The 23,902-nt window shown below is 71.2% G+C and carries 22 protein-coding genes and 2 pseudogenes; 6 read left to right on the top strand and 18 right to left on the bottom strand.

Annotation, left to right across the window (positions count from 1 at the left end; all coding sequences use genetic code 11):
* Positions 1-3: 3 nt before the first annotated feature.
* The 4 genes from M878_RS78410 to M878_RS78395 all read left to right on the top strand — a co-directional run bounded on the left by M878_RS78410 (position 4) and on the right by M878_RS78395 (position 4,029).
* A complete protein-coding gene (locus M878_RS78410) occupies positions 4-1,068 on the top strand; it encodes a M4 family metallopeptidase (RefSeq protein WP_031226119.1) in 1,065 nt (354 codons plus the stop codon).
* A gap of 30 nt (positions 1,069-1,098) precedes the next feature.
* Positions 1,099-1,365: a protealysin inhibitor emfourin gene (locus M878_RS78405; RefSeq protein ID WP_023550918.1), complete on the top strand. Its 267-nt coding sequence runs from the start codon at positions 1,099-1,101 to the stop codon at positions 1,363-1,365.
* Positions 1,366-1,447: 82 nt separating this feature from the next.
* Entirely contained in the window at positions 1,448-2,773 is a 1,326-nt protein-coding gene (locus M878_RS78400) for a GH1 family beta-glucosidase (protein WP_023550917.1), read from the top strand.
* Positions 2,770-4,029 (top strand): MFS transporter, encoded by a 1,260-nt coding sequence (locus tag M878_RS78395; RefSeq protein WP_023550916.1) that lies wholly within the window; start codon positions 2,770-2,772, stop codon positions 4,027-4,029. The genes M878_RS78400 and M878_RS78395 overlap by 4 nt, the downstream gene beginning before the upstream one ends.
* 211 nt (positions 4,030-4,240) lie before the next feature.
* On the opposite strand, the gene era is transcribed toward M878_RS78395, so the two are convergent.
* A complete protein-coding gene (gene era / locus M878_RS78390; RefSeq protein WP_023550915.1) occupies positions 4,241-5,194 on the bottom strand; it encodes a GTPase Era in 954 nt (317 codons plus the stop codon).
* A 259-nt stretch (positions 5,195-5,453) separates the two neighbouring features.
* Between era and M878_RS78385 the strand changes: the two genes are divergently transcribed.
* Positions 5,454-5,792: a P-II family nitrogen regulator gene (locus tag M878_RS78385; RefSeq protein WP_023550913.1), complete on the top strand. Its 339-nt coding sequence runs from the start codon at positions 5,454-5,456 to the stop codon at positions 5,790-5,792.
* On the opposite strand, the gene M878_RS78380 is transcribed toward M878_RS78385, so the two are convergent.
* The 5 genes from M878_RS78380 to M878_RS78360 form a co-directional block, all read right to left on the bottom strand.
* Positions 5,686-6,744 (bottom strand): WxL protein peptidoglycan domain-containing protein, encoded by a 1,059-nt coding sequence (locus tag M878_RS78380; RefSeq protein ID WP_023550912.1) that lies wholly within the window; start codon positions 6,742-6,744, stop codon positions 5,686-5,688. The genes M878_RS78385 and M878_RS78380 overlap by 107 nt on opposite strands.
* A gap of 70 nt (positions 6,745-6,814) precedes the next feature.
* On the bottom strand, positions 6,815-8,152 hold the full coding sequence (locus M878_RS78375) for a hypothetical protein (protein ID WP_023550911.1): 1,338 nt from the start codon (positions 8,150-8,152) through the stop codon (positions 6,815-6,817).
* Positions 8,153-8,321: 169 nt separating this feature from the next.
* A complete protein-coding gene (locus M878_RS78370; RefSeq protein WP_023550910.1) occupies positions 8,322-8,798 on the bottom strand; it encodes a hypothetical protein in 477 nt (158 codons plus the stop codon).
* Positions 8,799-9,006: 208 nt separating this feature from the next.
* Entirely contained in the window at positions 9,007-9,360 is a 354-nt protein-coding gene (locus tag M878_RS78365; protein ID WP_023550909.1) for a cytidine deaminase, read from the bottom strand.
* A 28-nt stretch (positions 9,361-9,388) separates the two neighbouring features.
* Complete coding sequence (locus M878_RS78360) at positions 9,389-10,249, bottom strand: helix-turn-helix transcriptional regulator (RefSeq protein WP_023550908.1); 861 nt, start codon at positions 10,247-10,249, stop codon at positions 9,389-9,391.
* 110 nt (positions 10,250-10,359) lie between these two features.
* Here M878_RS78360 and M878_RS78355 point away from each other — a divergent pair, with 110 nt between their 5' ends.
* Entirely contained in the window at positions 10,360-11,823 is a 1,464-nt protein-coding gene (locus tag M878_RS78355; protein WP_023550907.1) for an MFS transporter, read from the top strand.
* On the opposite strand, the pseudogene M878_RS94985 reads toward M878_RS78355, so the two are convergent.
* The 12 genes and pseudogenes from M878_RS94985 to M878_RS78300 form a co-directional block, all read right to left on the bottom strand.
* A pseudogene (locus M878_RS94985) lies at positions 11,811-12,083 on the bottom strand (LD-carboxypeptidase); the annotation flags it as partial. The gene M878_RS78355 and the pseudogene M878_RS94985 sit on opposite strands and share 13 nt — an antisense overlap.
* Before the next feature lie 80 nt (positions 12,084-12,163).
* Positions 12,164-12,523 carry an MmcQ/YjbR family DNA-binding protein gene (locus tag M878_RS78350; RefSeq protein WP_023550906.1) on the bottom strand — a complete coding sequence of 120 codons (360 nt, stop codon included), beginning with the start codon at positions 12,521-12,523 and terminating at the stop codon, positions 12,164-12,166.
* Entirely contained in the window at positions 12,520-13,806 is a 1,287-nt protein-coding gene (locus tag M878_RS78345; protein WP_023550905.1) for a hemolysin family protein, read from the bottom strand. The genes M878_RS78350 and M878_RS78345 overlap by 4 nt, the downstream gene beginning before the upstream one ends.
* A gap of 19 nt (positions 13,807-13,825) precedes the next feature.
* Positions 13,826-14,323, bottom strand: coding sequence for an rRNA maturation RNase YbeY (ybeY, locus tag M878_RS78340; protein WP_023550904.1), 498 nt, complete (start codon positions 14,321-14,323; stop codon positions 13,826-13,828).
* Between the two features lie 13 nt (positions 14,324-14,336).
* Positions 14,337-15,407: a PhoH family protein gene (locus M878_RS78335; protein ID WP_031226117.1), complete on the bottom strand. Its 1,071-nt coding sequence runs from the start codon at positions 15,405-15,407 to the stop codon at positions 14,337-14,339.
* A 134-nt stretch (positions 15,408-15,541) separates the two neighbouring features.
* Complete coding sequence (locus M878_RS78330) at positions 15,542-16,699, bottom strand: carbohydrate kinase family protein (protein WP_023550902.1); 1,158 nt, start codon at positions 16,697-16,699, stop codon at positions 15,542-15,544.
* Positions 16,700-16,774: 75 nt separating this feature from the next.
* Positions 16,775-18,064, bottom strand: a complete 1,290-nt coding sequence (locus M878_RS78325; RefSeq protein WP_023550901.1) for a glucarate dehydratase family protein — start codon at positions 18,062-18,064, stop codon at positions 16,775-16,777.
* Positions 18,061-18,957, bottom strand: coding sequence for a 5-dehydro-4-deoxyglucarate dehydratase (locus M878_RS78320; RefSeq protein WP_051430310.1), 897 nt, complete (start codon positions 18,955-18,957; stop codon positions 18,061-18,063). Before M878_RS78320 ends, M878_RS78325 begins: the two co-directional genes overlap by 4 nt.
* 299 nt (positions 18,958-19,256) lie before the next feature.
* A complete protein-coding gene (locus tag M878_RS78315; RefSeq protein ID WP_023550899.1) occupies positions 19,257-20,249 on the bottom strand; it encodes an adenosine deaminase in 993 nt (330 codons plus the stop codon).
* A 20-nt stretch (positions 20,250-20,269) separates the two neighbouring features.
* Positions 20,270-21,175: a ribonuclease Z gene (locus M878_RS78310; protein WP_031226115.1), complete on the bottom strand. Its 906-nt coding sequence runs from the start codon at positions 21,173-21,175 to the stop codon at positions 20,270-20,272.
* 6 nt (positions 21,176-21,181) lie between these two features.
* On the bottom strand, positions 21,182-21,535 hold the full coding sequence (locus M878_RS78305) for a histidine triad nucleotide-binding protein (RefSeq protein WP_023550897.1): 354 nt from the start codon (positions 21,533-21,535) through the stop codon (positions 21,182-21,184).
* 163 nt (positions 21,536-21,698) lie between these two features.
* Positions 21,699-23,902, bottom strand: a pseudogene (locus M878_RS78300) (S41 family peptidase); the annotation flags it as partial.

The raw sequence follows: 23,902 nt of genomic DNA, 5'->3' as shown, positions 1-23,902 counted from the left end.
GGCATGACGACCAACGGGGGCTTCGAGCCCGTCTTCTGCACGATCGTGCCGCCACATCTCCTCGACCAGCTGGCCCGGCACGACGACCCCGCCATCGCCGAGTCCGCGCAGCGCACGCTGGAGCGGGACGCCGCCCAGCGCACCCGGCGCCGGATCACCGCCGTCCGCACCACCGCCGCCACGCCGGCCGCCGCGCCCTCCGACAAACCGAACCGCACGATCTACGACGCCGGGCACCAGGAGACCCTGCCGGGCAAGAAGGTGCACTCCGAGGACGACAAGCCCGCCAAGGACGCGACCGTGAACCGCGCGCACGCGGGCCTGGGCGCCACCTTCGAGCTGTATCTGAAGGCCTACGGCCGGCACTCCATCGACGGCGCGGGGCTGCCGCTGAACGCGACCGTGCACTACGGCGAGAACTACGACAACGCCTTCTGGAACGGCGAGCAGATGGTGTTCGGCGACGGCGACGGCACCACGTTCCTCGACTTCACCATCCCCGTCGACGTGATCGGACACGAGCTGACCCACGGCGTCACCCAGTACACCGCGAACCTGGAGTACTACGGCCAGTCCGGCGCCCTCAACGAGTCGGTCTCGGATGTCTTCGGCTCGCTGATCAAGCAGTACGCCCTCGGCCAGACCGCCGACCAGGCCGACTGGCTGATCGGCGCCGGGCTCCTCGCCCCGAGCGTCCACGGCACCGCGCTGCGCTCCATGAAGGCCCCGGGCACGGCGTACGACGACCCGAACCTGGGCAAGGACCCGCAACCGGCGAGCATGGACCACTACGTCCGCACCAGCCAGGACAACGGCGGCGTGCACATCAACTCCGGCATCCCCAACCACGCCTTCTACCTGGTCGCCACGGCGATCGGCGGCAACGCGTGGGAGCGGGCCGGGAAGATCTGGTACGCCACGCTCACCGGTGGTCAGCTGGCGTCCGACGCGCAATTCGCGGACTTCGCCAGGCTCACGGCCGCCACGGCCAGGGCCCTTTACGGCGAGGACGAGGAAGTGAAGGCCGTCCTCGGCGCCTGGTCGCAGGTGGGGGTGCCGACTTCCTGATTCCGCACCATCCGTACTAGACAGGGACTCATGCGTATTCAGGTACGGCGCACGGGCGGTTTCGCGGGGCTGGAGCGCCGGGCCGAGGTGGACACCTCGGGCCGGCCCGACGCCCCCGCATGGCAGGCCCTGGCCGAACGCGTCCTCGCGTCCGGCCAGGGCTCCCCGCCGGCCGGCGTCCCGGACGGCTTCCGGTACGAGATCACCGTGGACGGCCGCACGGTGTACGCGGCCGACCCTCGACTCACCGAGGACCAGCGGGAGTTGGTGTCCCGGGTGCTGAAGGAAGGGGCGTAGGCGGACGGCCGGAAGGGGGCGTGACCACTGGTTGCCGCCGGGGCATTGACTTCTGTTACCGGGGGTAAGGATGATCCCGGCCATGGCGACTGACGCAGGCGATCCGACCCCCGCCCCGCTCCCCCGCTTCCCCGACGGCTTCCTGTGGGGTGTGTCGACCTCGGCCCATCAGATCGAGGGGGCGGCCGAGGAGCGCGAGCCCTCCGTGTGGGACGTGTTCACGGCCGAACCGGGCCGGGTGAAGGACGGGTCGACGGCGGCGGTGGCCTGCGACCACTGCCACCGCTACGACGAGGACGTGGCCCTGCTCGCCGGCCTCGGCGTGGACGCGTACCGCTTCTCGGTCTCCTGGCCCCGCGTGAACTCCCCCGGCGGCCTGGACTTCTACGACCGTCTGGTGGACGAGCTGTGCGCGGCGGGCGTACGGCCCGTGCCCACCCTCTTCCACTGGGATCTGCCCGCCTCGCTGGACTGGCTGCGGCGGGACACGGCGGACCGGTTCGCCGAGTACGTCAGCGTGGTGGCCGGGCGCCTCGGCGACCGCGTGGGCAAGTGGATCACCCTCAACGAGCCCGCGGAACATACGTTGCTGGGCCATGCCCTGGGCGCCCACGCTCCCGGCAAGCGGCTCCTCTTCGACGCGCTCCCGGCCGCCCACCATCAGCTCCTCGCCCACGGTCTCGCGGTACGGGCCCTGCGCGCGGCCGGCGCGAGCGACATCGGCATCGCCAACTCCCACGGCCCCACCTGGCCCGCCTCCGCCGAACCGGCGGACATGGAGGCGGCCGGTTTCTACGACCTCCTGCTCAACCGCCTGTTCGCCGAACCGGTCATCCTCGGCGAATACCCGGAGGGGATGGGCGAGTTGATGCCGGGCGACGTGGCCGCCGACCTCAAGGTCATCGCCGAGCCCCTCGACTGGTACGGCGTCAACTACTACGCGCCGACGAAGGCGGGCGCGCCGGGCGGCACCGACAGCGAGTACGGCGGCCTCGCGCTGCCCGCCGAACTGCCCTTCTCGGTAAGGGAGATCGAGGGCCGTCCGACGACCGACTTCGGCTGGCCGGTCGTCCCGGAGGGCCTCACCGAGCTGCTGACCGGCTTCCGTGACCGCTACGGCGACAGGCTCCCGCCGATCGTCATCACCGAGAACGGCTGCTCCTACGAGGGCATCGACGACCAGGACCGCATCGCCTACCTGGACGCCCACATCCGCGCCTTGCACACCGCCCTGGAATCCGGGGTGGATGTGCGTGGCTACTTCGTGTGGTCCCTGCTGGACAACTTCGAGTGGGCCGAGGGCTACGCACGCCGCTTCGGTCTGGTGCACGTGGACTACGGGACGCTGGAGCGCACCCCGAAGGCCTCCTACCGCTGGTTCCGGGACGTGCTCCGGGCCCAGAGATGACCACGGTCGGCGGTTCGGCCTCCGCTGCCCTCGCCGAGCCGGCCGAACCGGTCGGCCGGGGCTGGACGGCGGCGCTCTCGCTGGCCAACGGGGCGATCTGGGTCGGCTGGTTCGGGCCGCTGCAGATCCTGCTGGCCTCCCAGGCGAAGGACTTCGCGCCCGGCTCCGGGATGTCCAAGGAGACGATACTGGCCTGGGTCACGGGGGCCGGCGCGGTGGTCTCCCTGCTCGCCAACCCCTTCTTCGGCGCCCTGTCCGACCGGACGACGGCTCGCCGGGGCCGGCGTACCCCGTGGATCGTGGCCGGGGCGGCGGGCGGCGCGCTGTGCCTGCTGCTGCTCGCCGAGGCGGGCGGGGTGTGGTCCATGGCGGCGGCCTGGTGCCTGGTGCAGCTCACGCTGAACGCGGCGTTCGCGGCCGTGACGGCGGCCGTGCCGGACCGGGTGCCCCGGCTCCAGCGAGGCGCGGTGGGCGGCTGGCTGGGAGCGGCGCAGATCCTGGGCGTGGTCGGCGGCACCGGCCTCGCGACGGCGGCAGGCGGGATCCGGGCCGGGTATCTGGCGTGCGCGGTGTGCACGGCGGCGGGTGTGCTGCCGTACGTCCTGCGCTACGAGGATCTGCGGCTGGCGAAGGAGGACCGGGCGCCGTGGTCCTGGCGCGGCTTCCTGGCGGGCTTCTGGCTGAGCCCGCGCCACCACCCCGACCTCGGCTGGGCCTGGCTGACCCGGTTCCTGATCAACCTCAGCAACTCCTTGGTCCTCTTGTACCTGCTGTACTACCTGCGGGACCGCCTCCACCGCCACGACGCCGACCAGGGGGTGCTGATCCTGACGGCCGTCAACAGCGTGACGCTGATGGCGACCGTCGTGGTGGGCGGGGTGTGGTCGGACCGGGTGGGCCGGCGCAAGCCGTTCGTGATCTGGTCGGGGCTGCTGATGGCGGTGGCGACGGCGGCGCTGGCCGGCTGGCAGACCTGGCCGGGCGCGATCGTCGCGTCGGCGGTCCTCGGGGTCGGTTTCGGCGTGTTCACCTCGGTCGACTTCGCGCTGATGACGGACGTCCTGCCGAAGGCGCTGGACCGGGGCAAGGACCTCGGTGTGATCAACGTGGCCAACGCCCTGCCACAGGTGACCGCTCCGGCGTTGGCCGCGCCGATCGTGACATACCTCGGCGGCTACCGGGTGCTGTACCTGGTGGCGGCGGTGATCGGGGTGGCGGGGGCGGTGCTGGTGCGCCGGATCAGAGGAGTCGACTAGCCGGCCACTAGAAACCCAGCCTACGAAGCTGCTTGGGATCGCGCTGCCAGTCCTTGGCCACCTTTACGTGCAGGTCCAGGCAGCATCGATACGCGGCTACCGCCGCACGGCCGGCGCACCCAGCAGCGCCTCGAACTGCATGCGGGAGCCAAAACCCTGCGAGAGCACCTCTCAGCCGACCGAGACAGACGGGCGGGCCGGCGGGGAGGAACTAGAAACCCAGCCTACGAAGCTGCTTGGGATCGCGCTGCCAGTCCTTGGCCACCTTTACGTGCAGGTCCAGGAAGACCGGCGTGCCCAGCAGCGCCTCGATCTGCTTGCGGGACTTGATGCCGACCTCCTTCAGGCGCTTGCCCTTGGGGCCGATGATGATGCCCTTCTGGCTGGGGCGCTCGATGTAGACGTTGGCGTGGATGTCCAGCAGGGGACGGTCGGCCGGGCGGTCCTCGCGCGGGAGCATCTCCTCCACGACCACGGCGATGGAGTGCGGCAGCTCGTCGCGGACGCCCTCCAGGGCCGCCTCGCGGATGAGTTCCGCGATCATGACCTGCTCGGGCTCGTCCGTGAGGTCGCCCTCGGGGTAGAGGGCCGGGCCCTCGGGGAGGAGCGGGATCAGGAGGTCGGCCAGCAGATCCACCTGCTTGGCCCCCACCGCCGACACCGGGACGATCTCCGCCCACTCGATGCCCAGCTCCTTGCCCAGCTGGTCGATCGCGATCAGTTGCTCGGCGAGGGCCTTGGAGTCGACGAGGTCGGTCTTGGTGACGATGGCGACCTTCGGGGTCTTCCTGATCCCCGCGAGCTCCTTCGCGATGAAGCGGTCACCGGGGCCGATCTTCTCGTTCGCGGGAAGGCAGAAGCCGATCACGTCGACCTCGGCCCACGTCGTGCGTACGACGTCGTTGAGCCGCTCGCCGAGCAGCGTGCGCGGCTTGTGGAGCCCGGGGGTGTCCACGAGGATCAGCTGGGCGTCGGGCCGGTGCACGATCCCGCGTACCGTGTGCCGCGTCGTCTGCGGCTGGTTCGCGGTGATGGCCACCTTCTGCCCGACCAGAGCGTTCGTGAGGGTGGACTTGCCCGCGTTGGGGCGGCCCACGAAGCAGGCGAAGCCGGCGCGGTGGACGGTCTCGGCCGGCTCTTCGGATGACGGGGTACGAACGCTCATGCCGTTCATTGTCCCTGATCCACGAGGCCCGGCCGTACCGCGCGCCCCCCGGCCCCGGGCCCCGGCCGCCCCGTGAGGTTTCGGTCACCCTGAGCCAGTGAAGCGTCACGGAAACACGATCGCCCTACGTCCGCGCCGCCTGCCCGGACCTTACGGTGCACGCCGAGACGGCATACGATCACGGCGTCCTGGGCCCCGGCGCCCCGGTCTCCCACTCCGTCCTCAGCACAGCCGGCACGCAGAAGGTCGACACCCACGCATGAAGCTCATCACCGCGATCGTCAAGCCGTACCGTCTGGACGCGGTCAAGACCGCCCTGCAGGATCTGGGGGTGCACGGTCTGACCGTGACCGAGGCGAGCGGTTACGGCCGGCAGCGCGGCCACACCGAGGTGTACCGGGGAGCCGAGTACCGGGTCGACCTGGTGCCGAAGGCGCGGATCGAGGTCGTGGTGGAGGACGCGGACGCCGACGCCGTGATCGACGCGATCGTCAGGGCCGCGCAGACGGGGAAGATCGGGGACGGGAAGGTGTGGGCCGTACCCGTGGAGACGGTCGTACGCGTGCGGACCGGCGAACGCGGCCCCGACGCGCTCTGACCAGCAGCACCCCGGCCGCCGCACCAGCGACGCCCACCAGCGCCACGACGAGCCACGGCAGTGCGAGGAAGGTGGCGCTCGCCGACTGCCGGGTGCCCGGCGCGCTCGCGGTCAACGTCACATCGCCCCGGTCGAGTTGGGGCGCTCCGCGCCAGGTCTCGGTGAGCCGGACCCGCTGTCCCGGCAGCAGCTCGGAGGGCACCCGGGTCAGCCGGCGGTCGAGCAGCGTACGGCCGAACAGCCCGCGCACCTTCAGCTCCACCTTGGGGTCGAGGGTGACGTTCCCGGTGTTGTGCAGGGTGTAGGAGACGGTGGCCGTGCTGGCGCCGAACCCCGGGATCAGGGGCTGGTGATGGCTGATCTGCACCTGCCCGACGGAGAGCGCGGGCAACGTGGGCCCGCCGACCCGGAGGTAGACACGGGCGCCGACGGCCCGCTGCACCCCTAGCGCGAGCTTGCCGCCGCCGGGATCGACACTCCCCCACTCTCGGCTTCGCTCGAGCGGGGGGACCCCCACGTCCAGGGCGACGATCGCGCCGGGGTGGTCACCGGGCTCGGCCCCCTCCGGAACACGCAGCGTGAAGGGCACGGTGACGGTCGTATGCCCGGGCACGGTGACCTGGGACTGCGCGAGCCGTGCCCAGGCGCCCACCCCGAGCATGCGCTCCCGCACGGTCCGCACGGCGAAACCGCCGTCGCGGGCGGTGTTGTAGGCGTCGGCCGCGTAGAGCCGGAAGGTGAGCGGCTCGCCGGTCTTGTTCTGGACGGCGACCTTGTCGGTGAGGGTCTGGCCGGGGTCGGCCGAGAGGGAGAAGTAGGGCCGCGCGGCGATCTTCGAGGCGACCGGGTAGACGGACCAGCTGCCGTTGTCGGCGGCGTGGGCGGGTACGGCGGTGAGGAGGGCGAGGAACAGGCCGGTGAGGCCGAGGAGGAGGACGTACGGCTTGCGCATGGGTGCGGACCCCCACGGACGGAGACACGGCGTAGGACGGGGGAACGGGCGGGTGCGGACGCCCCTGCGCTCAGGTGAGCGTCAGCGTGAGCACGCCGGAGTACCCGCCCGGAGGCGTGAACGCCGGTACGTCCAGCGAGAGTCCGGCGTCGACGGTGAACTCACCGCCGGTGAGCGTGCCGTCGGCGGTCTGTGCGAGGGTCGCTCCCGAGGCGCCCAGGGTGCCCGCCGAACCGGCCTTGCAGGTGCTGGGGCTGCCGGGCTTGGTCGCGCAGGCGGGGGTCCAGCTCAGCTTGCCCGCGTCGATCTTGGCACCGGGACCGGTGAAGTCGGTGACCTTGCCGGTGAGCGACCAGCCGGCCGGTCCGCCACGGAAGTCCTTGACGGTGACGGTCTGCAGCGCGCCGGTGGAGGCCCCGCCCTTGCCGAAGTCGACCGCCGACAGCGCGACGGAGTCCCCGGCCTGGGCCATGGACAGCGTGCCCGCCTTGACGGTGGTCGTCAGCTTCTGACTGCCCGGCGGAACGGGCGAGTTGTCGTTGACGACGTAGGCCGCGGGCCCGGCCCCCTTGTCCGCGCTCCAGGAGCCGCCCTCGTAGGCCACGATCCCGGTGGTCGTCTTGTCAGTGACGACGAGGGAGCCGCTGAAGGCCCCCTGCGCGCCGGCCGTGACCGTGGCGGTGTCCGCGGTCTGGTTGGCCCCGGCCCGCCCGGCCAGCGTGACGGTGGCACCGGGCGTGAAGTTCGTACCGCTGACGGTGACACTCGCACCCGGATCACCGGAGGCCGAACTCAGCGTGATGGCCCGGGTGTTGGCCGGAGTTCCATCGGTCGCGGTGACGGTCTGCGACACCGGGGCGGGCGGGGTGGTGACCGTGCAGGGGGTGTCCAGCTCCAGGATGTAGCTGGTGTGGATGTTGTAGTCGCCGGGCGAGAGGGTGATCTGGCCGGGCTTGGTGACCGTGAACGTGCCGGTCATCGAGAAGGACGGGAAGGCGGCCTTCCCCGGCACCGGCGGATTCTTCTTGGGCCCCGCGACGGTCACGTCCCCCGTCTGCGCGCCACCGAGGGTGACCTTCCCGGTCGGGGTCATGATGTCGGCCGGCAGGGCCAGGTCGGTGGGATTGCCGGCGGCGGCGGTGACCACGGTGTAGGTCACGGTGACGGTGTCGCCGACCTTCGGGCTGGTGTTGTCCACCGACACACTGGCGGTCGTGGTGCCGTCGATCGGCGGTATGCCCGCCACGGCGGGCGGGATGCAGTGCGTGGCGAAGTCCACGTTCGTGCCGGCGGCACCGGCCGGGAAGGCCAGCGCGCCGCCCGCGGTGACCGCGAGCGCGGTCGCTCCGAACAGTGCGCTCCAGCGCCACCGTCGGGATCTTCGTGATCTTGGGGGTGTCGAACCCATGGGGCCCCCTCCTGAGGGTTGCGGGCGCAGCGGCTCATCTGCGCCGACAGGGGGCATTGATGTGGAGCGGGAGTGAGAAGTCAATGCGGATGCCGCAGAAATCTGACGGATCATCAGTTTCTGCGGCATCCGGAACAGATCGCTCAGTTCAGTCAGCCGAACAGGCCGGTCAGTCGAAGACGAAGGGGCCGGGCGACTGCGGGCCGTTCGCGGTGCAGTTCACGGTGACCCCGAAGATCACCATCTTCAGCGAGCCGCCGCCCGCGTCGAGACTGTCACCGGAGGCGACGGTACCGGGGAGCGGGCCGACGCTGACCGGGTCGCCGGTCTTCATCGCGGGGTTCTTCGTCCCGCTGAACACGACGGAGCCGCCGCCGGCCTTGGCCATGGTGAGGGTGGAGGAGATGGAGTCCTGGGCGACCGCGACCGGCGCGGTGATCGCGGAGGAGCTGAGGGTGATGGTGGCCGAGGTGCCGCTCTGGGTGGCGGTGAGCGTGGCCGTACCGCCGCCGAAGATGCCGCAGCTCGCGGAGATGGTCGCCGCCTGTGGGGTGACGGCGGCCGCGGTGGGTGCGAAGGCGAGTCCGGTGACCGCGAGGGCCCCGGCGGCCAGTGCCGCACCCGTTGCCGTGCGCTTGCCTCTCATGGAGATCCGCTTCCCTTCCCTGTGGGGGAGTGCCGTGTGGGGGGACGCCGACGGGTGAAGAGGCCTGAGCAGGCGAGTGCGGACGCCGCGTCGGCGGTGCGGATCTGACGGCCCGTCGGAACTTACGGCTTTATTGATGCGCAGGAGCAAGAACTCAACAAGGTTGAATTCCAGCCGACCTGCCGTTCGCCCCGAACGCCTCGCCCTCTCAGCCCGCGGAAACGGTGAACCGCACAACGCCGTCAGGGCCGGCCAGCAGCACCGGCGTCTGCGCACCGCCGAGGTCAGCGACAGCGGCCCGGTCCTCGTCGGCCACGGACTCCGCGTCACTCACCACCGCCGCCGCCTCCAGCGACGTGGCCCCGGACGCCACGGCCATGGCGACCGCCGTCCGCAGCGCGCTCAGCCGCAGCGAGGCCAGCTCCACCGACCCGGCGACATACGTCCGCCCGGTCTCGTCCCGTACGGCCGCCCCCTCCGGCACACCGTTACGGGCCCGCGCGGAACGGGCCAGGGTCACGATCTTGCGGTCCTCGGGATCAAGCGCGTTGCTCTCGGTCATGCCCAGAGCATACGAAGCCCGGCCCCGTTCACCCCGCCACGGGGTACATCGCGCCCCGCCGGCCCTCGGGGGACGCCAGCCATTCCAGCTTTTCCGCGGTGTTCGCCTCGTCCAGCGGAGTGTGCAGCACGATCATCAGATCGGGGCGGACCGGGACCTTCAGTACCGTCGACTCCACGACCAGCAGTCCGGCCAGCGGATGGCTCAGTTCCTTGCGCACCTGCCCCTGGTCCTCGATATCCCGCTCGGCCCACAGCCGAAGGAACTCGGGGCTGCGCTCGGACACCTCGGCGAGGACCTCCTGGAACCCCTCGTCGTCCGGTCGCGCCGCGCACGCGGCCCGGAACTGCGCCACGACCGTTCGCGCGTTCCGCTCCCAGCTGTGGCTGCGCGACCGGTACAGCGGATCGGTGAAGAAGTCGATGAGGCAGTTCTGCGTGATGTCCGGCCGCATGCCGAGCACGATCGCGGCCGCGTCGTTGTACATCACGCAGTTGTAGTACAGGTCCATGATGTGCGCCGGATACGGCATCCAGGTGTCGATCAGCCGCCGCAGCCCGTCGCACATGTGCCGCTTCTCCGGGGCCACTTCGGGCGTCGGCGGGTTCATCCCGGCCAGCAGGTACAGATGCCGGCGCTCGGCGTCGCTCAGCCGCAGCACGCGGGCGACGGAGTCGAGCACCGACGGGGACACGGAGATCTCCCGCCCCTGCTCCAGCCACTGGTACCAGGAGGCGCCCACTCCGGCAAGCACGGCGACCTCCTCCCGGCGCAGTCCGGGCGTACGGCGCCGGCCGCCGCCGACGGGCAGTCCGGCCTCCTCCGGGCTGACCCGGGCCCGCCGGCTCATCAGGAACTCGCGCAGCTCGTTGCGCCGTTCACTCTTCATCGCCCCCGCTGCAGGCACGTACCGGCTCCTCCCCCGTCGTGTCTGGTGGTTCCACCACCACCATAAGTTCCGACTCCCCACCGGTATTCCGCGCGCCCGAAGCTCTAGGCATGGCGATCGACACCGACTCCACCACCCGACCCACCACCCCCGTCACGGGCACACCGCTCGACACCCCCCGGCCGCCCCGGTTGTCGACGCGTGACAAGCTCGTCCTGTTCGTGCTGTGCGCGGCCCAGTTCATGGTCGCGCTGGACTTCTCCGTGCTGAACGTGGCCCTGCCCGAACTCGGCGCCGACCTCGGCATGAGCCGCTCGGCGCTGCAGTGGGCGGTCACGGCGTTCGCGCTCCCGTCCGGCGGTTTCCTCCTCCTCTTCGGCCGCATCGGTGACCTGTACGGCCGCCGGAAGCTGTTCCTGACCGGCCTGGCCCTGTTCGGCGCGGCCTCACTGCTGGCGACCCTGGCCTGGGACCCGGCGTCCTTCCTGGCCGGGCGGGCGCTGCAGGGCCTGGGCGCGGCGGCGATCGTGCCGACAGCCATGTCCCTGCTGACCACCACCTTCCCGGAGGGCCCGGCCCGCGATCGCGCCCTCGGCATCGCCGGCACGGTGATGTCGCTGGGCTACACGGTCGGTATGGTCGCGGGCGGCATGCTGACCGACGCGCTCGGCTGGCGCTCCACGATGGCCCTGCTCACCGTGTCCGCGCTGATCGTGCTGCCCCTCACCCCGGCTCTGCTGCCGGAGTCCCGCACCCCGGACCGCCCGCGCCTGGACCTGCCCGGCGCGATCACCGTCACCGCGGGTCTGCTCTCCCTGATCTACGCCCTGTCCACGGCAGCCGACCACGGCTTCGCCCGCGCGGACGTCGTCATCACCTTGGTCGCCGGCGTGCTCCTGCTGGCCGTGTTCACGGTGGTCGAATCCCGTACGGCCGCTCCCCTGGTCTCGCTGCCCATGCTGCGCCGCCGCACGGTGGCCTGGGGCAATGTGGGCGGTCTGGTCACCTTCTCGATGATGTCGACGGTGATCTTCGTGCTGACCCTGTACCTCCAGGAGATCCTGCGGCTGTCGGCCTTCGAGACAGGTCTGGTCTTCGGCGTCCAGGGCGTGCTGTCGGCGGTCGCCGGCTCGCTCGCCGCGAAGGTGATCGGCCGCTTCGGTGCCCGCCGCACCCTCGTCGGCTCGCTGACCGGCCAGGGCGCGCTGATCGCGGCCCTGCTCCTGCTGAACTCCCACGGCTGGTCGGTCTGGCTCGCCACGGCGGCGGTGTCCCTGGCCAGCATGTTCCACCTGGGCGCGATCATCTCGTACGGCCTGACCGTCACCTCGGGTGTCCCGGACGAGGAACAGGGCCTGGCCACCGGTCTGGTCACCTCCACGCAGCAGGTCGGCATCACGGTCGGCATCCCGCTGCTGGGCGTGCTGGCCACCACGTCCCACGACCTGCTGAGCGGCGTCCACACGGTCGTCGCCCTGGACGCGGCGATCGTCCTGGCCGCCGCCGTCCTGGTCGGACTGGGCCTGCGCCAGGGTCGGAGCAGCGGCCGGCGCACGGGCCGGTCCAGGGTCTGAACGATCTCGCTCCGCGCGGCCGTGTGCACCACACGGCCGCGCGCGCCGTTGACCAGCGAAAGAAAAGGCGCGACATGTCCGCACCCGACGTCGGCGACGACCGGCACCCCGAGAAGCCCGAGCGGCCCGAACGCGTCGAGGACGGCCTGGTGCCGGGTGAGGATGCGGCCGCCGGGGGTGTAGGTCCGGCCGACGAGGACGGCGGCGGCCCGGTCGAAGAAGCCGGCCAGCCGCATGCCGTGCAGGTGGCGGCGGATGGTGCCGTGGTGCCGCCGTGGGCGGTCCATGCACCGGCCGACGACCACGTCGTACCCCTGTTACGGCCGGTCGTCCCCGGGCTCTACGGCCGGTCCAGCCGCAGCCGCTCCGCTCTCGGCAGCCCCGCGACGACGAGGTCGTACGAGTCCTCGATCAGCTCGCGGACCAGCCGCTCGGGCAGTTCGCCGTCGACGGTCACGGTGTTCCAGTGCCGCTTGTTCATGTGATACCCAGGCGCGATCAGCCCCTCGTGCTCGCCGCGCAGCCGGACCGCGTCCTCGGGGTCGCACTTGAGGTTGATCGTCAGGGGCCGCCCGTCCAGCCTGCTCAGGGCGAACATCTTGCCCAGCACCTTGAAGACCGAGGCATCCGGACCGAACGGGAAGTCCTCCACGGCCGCGTTGAAGGACAGGCAGAAGGCGCGCAACTCCTGAGGTGTCACTCGGGTTTCTCCTCCCCGGCGGGTTCCACCAGGACCGTGACGATCTTGTTCCGGCGTCCGGCCGCGGCCTCCGCCGTGAGCTTCAGCCGACGTTCGTCGGGCAGTTCGACCTCGGCGGACGCGCCCGCGATGGGCACGCGGCCGAGGGCCTTGGCGAGCAGTCCGCCGACGGTCTCCACGTCCTCGTCGTCGTACTCCTCCAGGCCGTACAGCTCGCCGAGGTCGGTGATGTCGAGGCGGGCCGTCACCCGGAAGCGGTCGTCACCGAGGTCTTCGACCGGCGGGAGTTCCCGGTCGTACTCGTCGGTGATCTCGCCGACGATCTCCTCCAGGATGTCCTCGATCGTGACGATGCCGGCGGTGCCGCCGTACTCGTCGATGACGACGGCGACGTGATTGCGTTCCTTCTGCATCTCGCGCAGCAGGTCACCGGCGTTCTTGGTGTCCGGCACGAAGACGGCCGGCCGCATGGCGGTGGAGACCAGGTCGCTCTCGGCGTCCCGGCTGATGTGCGTCCTGCGGACCAGGTCCTTCAGATACACGATCCCGACGATGTCGTCCTCGCTCTCGCCGGTGACCGGGATCCGGGAAAAGCCCGAGCGCAGGGCGAGCGTGAGGGCCTGGCGGATGGTCTTGTACCGCTCGATGACCACCAGGTCGGTGCGCGGGACCATGACCTCGCGCACAAGCGTGTCGCCCAGCTCGAAGACGGAGTGCACCATCCGGCGCTCCTCGTCCTCGATCAGCGACTCCTTCTCGGCGAGGTCCACGAACGCGCGCAGCTCGGCCTCGGAGGCGAACGGGCCACGCCTGAAGCCCTTGCCGGGCGTGAGCGCGTTACCGATGAGGATGAGGAACGACGGGATCGGGCCCATCACGCGGGCCAGGGGCAGAAGTACGTACGCCGCCCCCGTCGCCGTGTTCAGCGGGTGCTGGCGGCCGATGGTGCGGGGCGATACGCCGACGGCAACGTACGACACCAGGACCATCACGCCGATGGCGACCAGCAGGGCCTGCCAGGTGGCGCTGAACTCCTGCAGACAGGCGTACGTCACCAGGGCCGCGGCCGCCATCTCACAGGCGACGCGGACCAGCAGGGCCACATTGAGATAGCGGGTGGGGTCGGCGGCGACCTGGGCGAGCTTGGCGCTGCCGCGCCGGCCGGACTTGACGGCCTCCTCGGCGCGGAAGCTGGAGACACGCGCGAGGCCCGCCTCCGCGCAGGCGGCGAGCCAGGCGACGACGACCAGCGCGATCGCGCCGATCACGATCTGCGGAGACATCGGAGGCCGACCGATCCGGTTACGAGACGGTCGGCGCCGGCGACGGGCCGGTCAGGCCGTGGTCGACCCGCCAGCCGTCGACGATGGCGGCCTGGAGCCCGAACATCTCGGCCTTCTCGTCGGGCTCCTCGTGGTCGTAGCCGAGCAGGTGCAGCACTCCATGGACGGTGAGCAGCTGAAGCTCCTCGTCCATGGAGTGCTGTGTCGGGGCTTCCGCCCCCTGCTTGGCGGCGACCTCCGGGCAGAGCACGATGTCGCCGAGCAGCCCCTGCGGCGGCTCGTCGTCGTCCTTCGACGGCGGCCGCAGCTCGTCCATCGGGAACGACATGACATCGGTCGGACCGGGCAGGTCCATCCACTGGATGTGCAGCTGCTCCATGGCGTCGGCGTCCACGACGATCACCGAGAGCTCGGAGAGCGGGTGGATGCGCATCCGCGCGAGCGCGTAGCGGGCGATGTCGAGGATCGCCTGCTCGTCTACCTCGGTGCCGGATTCGTTGTTGACGTCGATCGACATGGCCGTGCTGTTTCTACTTCCCCTTGTGCCCGGACTTGCCCCGGCCCTTCTGCATGCCGTTCTGGGTGCCGTGCGAGTCGTCGTACTTCTCGTACGCGTCGACGATACGGCCCACCAGCTTGTGCCGTACGACATCGTGGGACGACAGCCGGGAGAAGTGCACGTCCTCGACACCCTCCAGGATCTCCTGCACCTGCCGCAGACCCGACTTCGTGCCGTTCGGCAGGTCGACCTGCGTCACATCACCGGTGATCACGATCTTCGAGTCGAAGCCGAGGCGGGTGAGGAACATCTTCATCTGCTCGGGGCTCGTGTTCTGGGCCTCGTCCAGGATGATGAAGGCGTCGTTGAGCGTACGGCCACGCATGTAGGCGAGCGGCGCCACCTCGATCGTCCCCGCTGCCATCAACCGCGGAATGGAGTCCGGGTCGAGCATGTCGTGCAGCGCGTCGTACAGCGGGCGCAGATAGGGGTCGATCTTCTCGTAGAGCGTGCCGGGCAGGAAGCCGAGCCGCTCCCCCGCCTCCACCGCCGGCCGGGTCAGGATGATCCGGTTGACCTGCTTGGACTGCAGGGCCTGCACGGCCTTGGCCATGGCCAGGTAGGTCTTGCCGGTACCGGCGGGGCCGATGCCGAACACGATGGTGTGTTTGTCGATCGCGTCGACGTACCGCTTCTGGTTGAGGGTCTTCGGGCGGATGGTGCGGCCCCGCGAGGACAGGATGTTCTGCGTCAGCACCTGTGCCGGGGTTTCCGTGCCGTCGCTCGTCCCGGCGTCGCTCGCCTTGAGCATGGCGATCGAGCGTTCCACTGCGTCCTCCGTCATCGGCTGTCCGGTGCGGAGCACCAGCATCATCTCGTCGAACACGCGCGCAATGAGGGCGACATCACTGGGGTCGCCGACCGCGCTGATCTCATTGCCCCGGACGTGGATGTCGGCCGCCGGGAAGGCCTTCTCGATCACACGCAGGAGGGAGTCGCCGGAACCCAGCACGGTCACCATGGGGTGCTGGGCGGGGACGGTCAACTGCGCTCTCGCCTGCTCCTGCGCGGGGGTGGTGTGAGCTGTGGGTGTCTGTGTCATGGGCCGGCGCTGAAGGCCTGCGCTTCCTCCTCGTCACGGCCGTCTGGCTGAGGACGGCCTCGCGACTCCAGGGTACGACGGTGCACTGACAAGCCCGTAGGGCTTTTCAGAGGGTGACTCTTCCGCCGCGTACGTCAGCCGGAGTGGCGGAAACCGATCGTCGGTACCGCTCGCCGCAACGGCCACGGCCGGTCCAGTTCCTCCGGCACCAGCCCCTCAAGGAACTCATACCTCCGCAACGCCGCCGGATCCTGCCCCGGAAGGGCCTGCACGCGCCGCCACCACGCCCCGATCTCCGACCACCCCGGCGCCGACAGCGACCCTCCGAACTCCTGCACCGACAGGGCCGCCGTAAGCCCCGCGAAGGCCAGCCGGTCCGCCAGCGGCCACCCCGCCAGGGACCCCGTCACGAACCCGGCGACGAACACATCCCCCGCCCCCGTCGGATCCAGCGCCTCCACGGCGATCGCCGGCACCTCCGCCGCCTCCCCCGTACGCCGGTCCACCGCATACGCCCCCTCCGGCCCCAGCGTCACCACGGCCACCGGCACATACTCGGTCAAGGCATGCGCGGCGATCCGCGGACAGTCCGCCCCGGTGTACCGCTTCGCCTCCTCGGCGTTCGGCAGAAACGCCTCGCAGTGCTCCAGATCGGCCAGCCCGGCGAGATCCCACGCCCCGGTGTCGTCCCAGCCGACGTCGGCGAAGATCCGGGTCCCCTCGCGCGCGGCCGCGGTGATCCACGGCGCGCGCGTCCCCGGCGTCAGCGAGGCCACGGCCGCCCGTGCGCGGGGGACGCGGTCCCGGGCCCGCTCCTGGAGGAACGCGGCCTGAGGCGGCGGCTCGTGCCCGTGCGACACCATCGTCCGCTCGCCCTCGTACGCCATGGACACGGTCACCGGCGAGTGCCAGCCGGGCACGGTCCGTGACGCCGACAGATCGATGCCCTCGCCCTGTTCGAGCGCGTCCCAGCAGTAGTCGCCGTAGTGGTCGTCCCCGAAGGCCGCCGCGAGGGAGGTCTTCAGCCCGAGCCGGGCCAGCGCCGTGGCCATATTGGCGACCCCGCCGGGGCTTGAGCCCATGCCCCGGGCCCAGGACTCGGTGCCGCGTACGGGCGCCGAGTCCAGGCCCGTGAAGATGATGTCGAGGAAGACCGTGCCCGTCAGACAGACGTCCCAGGGCGGGTCGCCGGGCCCGCGCAGCGCCGCGAGCGGATCGACCTGGGCCCGGCAGGGCGCGGCCCGGGTGAGGTGTTCCGGTTCCTCTCCGGTGATCGTGTGCGACGGGGTCACGGTGCGCTCCCTGGCGTGGTGCGGATCTGGCCAGTGTGCACCACTCGGCGCGCCGTGCAGCGGGTTGACAGGTGCTTACCAGCGGGGCATGACCGGTTGCCGCCAGCCCGGTTCGGCCACCCGCATCGCCGCCGCGTCGTCGCGGTCCCGCAGCGAGCCGTCGTCCTCGGCCCACCGCCGGTGCAGCCGGGCCAGTTCGTCCCGGTCCAGCTCGACACCGAGACCGGGGGCGTCCGACACCACGACCCTCCCGTCCGTGAAGCGGAGCCGTTCGGTGAGGACATCCTCGGACTGCCAGGGGTAGTGGGAGTCGCACGCGTGGTGCAGTCCGGGAACGGTGGCCGCGACCTGGGTCATCGCGGCGAGGCTGATCCCGAGGTGGGTGTTGGAGTGCATCGAGATCCCGACCCCGAACGCGGCGCAGATCGCGGCGAGTTCGCGGGTGCGGCGCAGCCCGCCCCAGTAGTGATGGTCGGAGAGCACGACCTGCACGGCGTCGCGGGTGAACGCCTCCTTGATCTCCCCGAAGGTGGTCACGCACATGTTGGTGGCGAGGGGCACGCCGGTCCCGGCGGCCACCTCGGCCATCGCGGGCGTCCCGAGCGTCGGGTCCTCCAGGTACTCCAGGACGTCGCCGAGTTCCTTCGCCACCTTCAGGGACGTCTCCACCGACCAGGCGCCGTTGGGGTCGAGGCGCAGCGGGTGTCCGGGGAAGGCCTCGGCGAGGGCCCGTACGGCGGCGATCTCCTCGTCGGGCGGGAAGACACCGCCCTTGAGCTTGAACGACCCGAATCCATGCCGCCGCCGCAGCTCCCGCGCCTGTGCCACGACCCCGGCCGGATCGAGCGCGGCACCCCAGTGGTCGGGCTCGGCCGGGACGCCCGCCGGGTGCCCGGCCGGCTTGTAGAACAGGTAGGCGCTGTACTCGACGGCGTCCCGCAGCTTGCCGCCGAGCAGCGCGTGCACGGGCAGTCCGAGCGCCTTGCCCTGGGCGTCCAGGCAGGCGACCTCGAAGGCGGACAGCACCGACAGCCGCAGCTTGTCGGCGCTCTGCACCCCGCGCAGCCCGCCGGCGTCCACCTCGCCCTGGACGCAGGACTCGTCCACGCCCAGGTCGATCGCGAACAGTCCGTTCACATCCATGACCGACCGTCCAGGGAGCCGTGCGGCCAGCGGGCGGGCCAGTTCCAGGTACTTGGTGTCGCCGTAGGTCTCGCCGAGCCCGGTGATCCCGTCGGCCGTGACGATCTCCACGATCAGCCGGGGGGTGTACGGCTGGTGCACGCCCTGGGTGTTGAGCAGCGGCGGGTCGGCGACCAGGATCGGCGTCAGGCGCACCTCGGCGATGGTCAGGTCACGGGTCACAGGGAGGCTCCTACGAGGTCGAGTCCGGCAGTGAGCAGGGCCTTGAGGTCGGCGAGGTCGGCGGGCGCGGGGTCGGTGAGCGGGGCGCGCACGGGTCCGACGCGCTGTCCGCGCAGCCGGGCCGCCGCCTTCACCAGGGACACGGCGTATCCGGGCGCGCGGTCGCGGAGTTCGGCGAACGGGACGTAGAACTCCCGCAGCAGTTTGTCGGCCGTACCCTCCTGCCCGTCTTGGAGTGCGGCGAAGAAGGCGCCGGCGATCTCGGGGGCGAAGGCGTGCACGGCGGAGGAGTAGGCGGGGACGCCGACGGCGGCGTAGGCGCGGGCCTGGATCTCGGCGGTGGCGGCGCCGTTGAAGAAGAGGAAGCCGTCGGGGGCGGCGAGGGTGAGGCGCTGGAGCCGGTCGAGGTCACTGTGGCCGTCCTTGACGCCGATGACGTTCGGGATACGGGCGATGCGCCGCAACGCGCCCACCGTATAGGCGACTTGGCCGCGCTGGTAGGCGATCAGCGGCAGCCGGGTGCGTTCGGCGAGCCGCTCCAGCTGGGCGGCGAGGCCGTCCTGCGGGGCGTCGACCAGGTAGTGCGGCAGCACCAGCAGGGCGTCGGCGCCGGCCTCCTCGGCGATCCGCGCGAACCGGGCGGCCTGCGCCCAGCCGTACCCGGTCCCGGCCACGACCGGCACCTTTCCGGCCGCCTCCTCGGCGGTGACCCGGACGACGGTCCGGTACTCCTCCTCGTCCAGCGAGAAGAACTCCCCGGTGCCGCAGGCCGGGAAGACGGCACCGGGCCCGGCGGCGAGCCTGCCCGCGACATGGGCGCGGAAGCCGTCGGGATCGAGGGAGCCGTCGTCATGGAACGCGGTCAGCGGGAAGGACAGCACCCCACGCGCCATCCCCTCCCGCAGGCGCCGCGCGACACCCTCGGGACTCGGATCGCCGCCCACCTGATCATCTCCCTTTATGAATGACGTCCATATATGAGAACGACCGTAGCGCTTTGGGCCTGGACCTACATCCGGCAAACCAAAAAGTGACACAGATCGCACCTCCGGATCTCCTTCGAGAGAGGGAGGGGCGACGACCGTCGATGGACAGGGCCGATGGACAGGAACGCGCGAGCAAGTTGCATCAAGCACGCGGTGGACCCCACGCCCTCGCCCGCACCGGCACCGGTCGCCTGAACCGACGCCGCTCAGAGAAAGTCGTACGCCTCCACCTCGGCGAGGTAGCGGGCCCGGCGCTCCTCGTCGTCCTCCAGGAAGGACGCGAGGAAGGAGTTGCGGGCCAGCTCGCGCAGCCGGTCCTCGGACAGGCCCAGGGTCCGGTGCACGGCCGTGAAGTTGTCGCCCGCGTAGCCGCCGAAGTACGCCGGGTCGTCGGAGTTCACCGTGCACATGAGGCCCGCGTCGAGCATGGCCGGCAGCGGGTGGTCGGCCAGCGTGTCGACCGTGCGCAGGCGGACGTTGGACAGCGGGCACACGGTGAGCGGGATCCGCTCCCGGACCAGCCGCTCGACCAGCGCCGGGTCCTCCATGCAGCGCAGCCCGTGGTCGACGCGCTCGACGCCGAGCACGTCCAGGGCCTCGGTGATGTACTCCGGCGGCCCCTCCTCACCGGCGTGCGCGACCCGGCGCAGCCCGAGCGCGGCCGCCGCCTCGTACACCTCCCGGAACTTCACCGGCGGATGCCCGACCTCGGCGGAGTCCAGGCCGACCCCGGTGATCCGGTCCAGGTAGGGCGTCGCCGCCCGCAGCGTCTCCAGCGCGGACTCGGCGGACTCGTCGCGCAGGAAGCACATGATGAGCTTCGTGGAGATGCCGTGGTTCTCCTCGCTGCTGCCGAGCGCCCGCCACAGCCCCTCCACGACCGTGCCCATGGACACGCCCCGCGCGAGATGGGCCTGCGGGTCGAAGAAGATCTCCGCGTGCCGGACACCCTGCGCGGCGGCGCGGGCCAGATAGGCGTTCGCCAGGTCGGCGAAGTCCTGCTCGGTGCGCAGGACGGCCATCAGCTCGTAGTACAGGTTCAGGAAGGACTGGAGATCCTCGAATTCGTACGCCTTGCGCAGCTCTTCCGTGTCCGCGTACGGGAGGGTCACGCCATTGCGGGCGGCCAGCTCGAACGCCAGCTCCGGCTCCAGGGTGCCTTCGACATGGAGGTGCAGTTCTGCTTTCGGGAGGGGCATCAAAGCATCGTACGGGCGGCTTATCGCCGTTTCGGGACCGGCACCCGCAGCAGATCGTGCGCCACGGTCAGCTCCCCCGCGAAGCCGGCCGCCCGTGCCTGCCGCTCGAACTCCTCGGGCTCGGTGTACCGCTGGCTGAAGTGGGTGAGCACGAGGTGGCGCACGCCCGCGTCCCGGGCGACGGCGGCGGCCTGCCCGGCGGTCAAATGCCCGTGTTCCACGGCCAGTTCGGTGTCCTCGTCCAGGAACGTGGACTCGATGACGAGCAGGTCGCAGCCCTCCGCGAGGGCGTGCACACCGGCGCAGAGCCGGGTGTCCATGACGAACGCGAACCGCTGCCCGCGCCGCACCTCGCTGACGTCCTCCAGCGTGACGTCCCCCAGCCGGCCCTCGCGCTGCAGCCGGCCGACGTCCGGGCCCTTGATCCCGAGCGCGGCGAGCCGCTCGGGCAGCATACGGCGGCCGTCGGGTTCGATCAGTCGGTAGCCGTAGGAGTCGACCGGGTGCGACAGCCTGCGGGCCTCCAGGGTGTACGAGGGGGTCACCGCGAGGATGCCGTCGGCGGCGACCGGCGCCTCGGTGATGCCGACCGTCTCCCGGTAGGCGGTCGCGTAGCGCAGCCGGTCGAAGAAGCGCCGGCCGGAGCGCGGGTAGTGCGCGGTGACCTCGTGCGGTACCTGGTCGAGGTTGATCCGCTGGATGACGCCGGCGAGGCCGAGGGAGTGGTCGCCGTGGAAGTGCGTCACGCAGATGCGGTTCAGGTCGTGGGCGGCGACCCCGGCGCGCACCATCTGGCGCTGCGTGCCCTCGCCGGGGTCGAACAGGATGCCTGTGCCGTCCCACCTCAGCAGATAGCCGTTGTGGTTGCGATGCCGGGTGGGGACCTGGCTGGCGGTGCCAAGGATCACCAATTCACGTACGGACACGGTTCGTTATCCGGGGGGCCACTGCATGCCGCGGCCGCCGAGGAGGTGGGCGTGGGCGTGCCAGACGGTCTGGCCCGCGCCGGAGCCTGTGTTGAAGACGGTTCGGTAGCTGTCCAGCCCCTCGCCTGCGGCGACCTCGGCAGTCTCGCGCAGGACGTCGGCCGCGAGTTCCGGTGCCCCTGCGGCGAGGGCGGCGGCGTTCTCGTAGTGGGCCTTGGGGATCACCAGGATGTGAGTGGGGGCCTGGGGGTTTATGTCCCGGAAGGCTACGGTGGTCTCTGTTTCGCGGACGATCGTCGCCGGGATGTGCCCTTCGACGATCTTGCAGAACAGGCAGTCTTCCTGGGGCTCGCCTGCCATGTCGCGTGCGCTCGCTTTCGCCGGTGATCAGTACGGGGGCCAATCGTAGTCGGTCAGGTGCGGGCCGGTGGGGGTTGATCGATCCCCCAAGTTCTCGGCTTCGCTCGAACCCGGGGGGACCCCCATCGCGGCGGAGCCGCATATCAATACAGCCCCGCGCCCCTTAAGTCGGCATGCCTGGCGGAGTTTTGGCAGGCACCGATTCCAGCGCTTCCAGTGCGAGCCTCACTGCCTCGTCCAACTGGGTGTCGCGGCCTTCTGCCCAGTCCTGTGGCCTCTGTACGACCTCCACGTCCGGATCCACCCCATGGTTCTCGACATCCCACCCCTGCCCCTCCAGCCACATCGCGTACTTCGGCTGGGTGACCAACGTGCCGTCGATCAGGTGGTAGCGGCTGTCGATGCCGATGACACCGCCCCAGGTGCGGGTGCCGACGACCGGGCCGATGCCCAGGGCCTTGATCGCCGCGTTGACGATGTCGCCGTCGGAGCCGGAGAACTCGTTGGCCACGGCGACGACCGGGCCGCGCGGGGCGTCAAGGGGATAGCTGGTGGGGCGCATGCCGCGCGGGACGTCCCAGCCGATGATGCGGCGGGCGAGCTTCTCGACGACGAGTTGGGAGGTGTGACCGCCGCGGTTCTCGCGGACGTCGACGACGAGTCCTTCGCGGGCCACCTCGACGCGCAGGTCACGGTGGATCTGGGCCCAGCCGGGGGCCTGCATGTCGGGTACGTGGAGGTAGCCGAGGCGGCCGTGGGAGGCGGCGTGGACGTGGGCGCGGCGGTCGGCGACCCAGGCGTGGTAGCGCAGGGGTTCCTCGTCGGCGACGGGGACGACGACCGTGTGGCGGGGTTCGCCACCGGCCGCCGGGGAGATGGTCAGCTCGACGGGGTGGCCCGCGGTGCCGGCGAGCAACGGACCCGGGCCCGTCACCGGGTCGACCGAGTGGCCGGCGACGGCGATGATCGCGTCGCCGGGGCGGACGGCGACGCCGGGCGCGGCGAGCGGGGAGCGGGCGTCGGGGTCGGAGATCTCAGCGGGCAGGATGCGGTCGATGCGCCAGCTTCCGTCCGGGTGACGGGAGATGTCGGCGCCGAGCAGTCCGTGCCGGGGGCCGCCGCCGGGGCCTTGGGCGGGGATGACATAGGCGTGCGAGGTGCCGAGTTCGCCGTGCACCTCCCAGAGGAGGTCGACGAGGTCGCTGTGGGTGGCCAGGCGGGCCAGGAGGGGACGGTAGCGGGCGAGGATGCCGGTCCAGTCGGCGCCGCCGAGGTCGGGCCGCCAGAAGTGGTCGCGCATGAGGCGGCCGGTCTCGTCGTACATCTGCCGCCACTCGGCGGCCGGGTCGAGGGTCTGGCGGACGCGGGCGAGGTCGACGGTGACGCTGTTGTCGCCGTCGTCGTCGGAGGTGGTACGGCGGTCGCTGGGGACGACCCTGAGCCGGCTGTCGGCCCACAGCAGGACACGTTTGCCGTCGCCGCTGACCTCGAAGTGGTCGGCGTCGCAGGCCAGGTGCTCCAGGCGTCGTTGGACGAGGTCGTAGCGCTCCAGCTCGGCTTTCGGGTCGGGGTCCTCGGGGTGGGCGCGGGCGGCGCCGAGGACGCCGTGCACGGGGTGGCGCAGCCAGAGCACGCCGTCCTTGGCGGCGCGGAGGGTGGAGTAGCGGCCGGCCTCGACCGGGAAGGGCACGATCCGGTCGGCGAGGCCGTCGAGGTCGATACGGGTGGCCGGGGTGCCCTCGCTGTCGGGGGTCTCGTCCTTGTCGGGGGTCTCGAAGGGGCGGCCGTGGCGCTGCGGGCCGAAGGGCGAGGGCGTGGTGGCGGCCAGGGTGATCAGGTGCGGGCGGGCACCGACCACGAACGCGAGGTCGAAGACATGCTCGTCGTAGACCGGGTCGAAGGCACGGTTGGAGAGAAAGACGAGGTGTTTGCCGTCGAGGGTGAAGACGGGCGCGTAGTCCATGAAGCGCAGCGGGGTCGCCTCGGTGACCGACAGGTCGGTGGTGTGGGCGAGGCGCAGCTGGGAGAGCGGGCGGGGCCGGGGTGGGACCAGACGAGCCAGGCGGAGTCGGGGGAGAAGGCGAGGCCGTTCACCTCGCCGTCGTCGCTGCGGTCGACCTCGCGGACCTCGCCGGTCTCCCGCTCGACCAGGAGCAGTCTGCCGTCGTGGACGGCTACGGCGGCCCGGCTGCCGTCGGGGGCCATGGCCAGCTCCAGGACCCGGCCGAGCTGTCCGGCGGCGAGCCGGCGCGGGGGCGCGCCGGGCACGTTGCCGGTCGCCGGGGCGAACTCCAGGGCGTCCTCGCCCTCCGCGTCCGTCACCCACACCACCCACTCCTCGCCCTCGGCGCGGAAGGCGCGCGGCAG

The organism is Streptomyces roseochromogenus subsp. oscitans DS 12.976, assembly GCF_000497445.1.
Taxonomy (GTDB): domain Bacteria; phylum Actinomycetota; class Actinomycetes; order Streptomycetales; family Streptomycetaceae; genus Streptomyces; species Streptomyces oscitans.
The sequence above is the reverse complement of the archived record's forward strand: the minus strand, read 5'-3'. Positions and strand labels throughout refer to the sequence as shown.

Coding starts and splice junctions, on each gene's coding strand:
- M878_RS78355 (WP_023550907.1), top strand. CDS start 10,360: ATGGCGATCGACACCGACTCCACCACCCGACCCACCACCCCCGTCACG.
- M878_RS78320 (WP_051430310.1), bottom strand. CDS start 18,957: ATGGCGCGTGGGGTGCTGTCCTTCCCGCTGACCGCGTTCCATGACGAC.
- era (WP_023550915.1), bottom strand. CDS start 5,194: ATGAGCGTTCGTACCCCGTCATCCGAAGAGCCGGCCGAGACCGTCCAC.
- M878_RS78385 (WP_023550913.1), top strand. CDS start 5,454: ATGAAGCTCATCACCGCGATCGTCAAGCCGTACCGTCTGGACGCGGTC.
- M878_RS78345 (WP_023550905.1), bottom strand. CDS start 13,806: ATGTCTCCGCAGATCGTGATCGGCGCGATCGCGCTGGTCGTCGTCGCC.
- M878_RS78395 (WP_023550916.1), top strand. CDS start 2,770: ATGACCACGGTCGGCGGTTCGGCCTCCGCTGCCCTCGCCGAGCCGGCC.
- M878_RS78305 (WP_023550897.1), bottom strand. CDS start 21,535: ATGGCAGGCGAGCCCCAGGAAGACTGCCTGTTCTGCAAGATCGTCGAA.
- M878_RS78365 (WP_023550909.1), bottom strand. CDS start 9,360: ATGACCGAGAGCAACGCGCTTGATCCCGAGGACCGCAAGATCGTGACC.
- M878_RS78380 (WP_023550912.1), bottom strand. CDS start 6,744: ATGCGCAAGCCGTACGTCCTCCTCCTCGGCCTCACCGGCCTGTTCCTC.
- M878_RS78360 (WP_023550908.1), bottom strand. CDS start 10,249: ATGAAGAGTGAACGGCGCAACGAGCTGCGCGAGTTCCTGATGAGCCGG.
- M878_RS78315 (WP_023550899.1), bottom strand. CDS start 20,249: ATGCCCCTCCCGAAAGCAGAACTGCACCTCCATGTCGAAGGCACCCTG.
- M878_RS78405 (WP_023550918.1), top strand. CDS start 1,099: ATGCGTATTCAGGTACGGCGCACGGGCGGTTTCGCGGGGCTGGAGCGC.
- M878_RS78400 (WP_023550917.1), top strand. CDS start 1,448: ATGGCGACTGACGCAGGCGATCCGACCCCCGCCCCGCTCCCCCGCTTC.
- M878_RS78335 (WP_031226117.1), bottom strand. CDS start 15,407: ATGACACAGACACCCACAGCTCACACCACCCCCGCGCAGGAGCAGGCG.
- ybeY (WP_023550904.1), bottom strand. CDS start 14,323: ATGTCGATCGACGTCAACAACGAATCCGGCACCGAGGTAGACGAGCAG.
- M878_RS78410 (WP_031226119.1), top strand. CDS start 4: ATGACGACCAACGGGGGCTTCGAGCCCGTCTTCTGCACGATCGTGCCG.
- M878_RS78370 (WP_023550910.1), bottom strand. CDS start 8,798: ATGAGAGGCAAGCGCACGGCAACGGGTGCGGCACTGGCCGCCGGGGCC.
- M878_RS78375 (WP_023550911.1), bottom strand. CDS start 8,152: ATGGGTTCGACACCCCCAAGATCACGAAGATCCCGACGGTGGCGCTGG.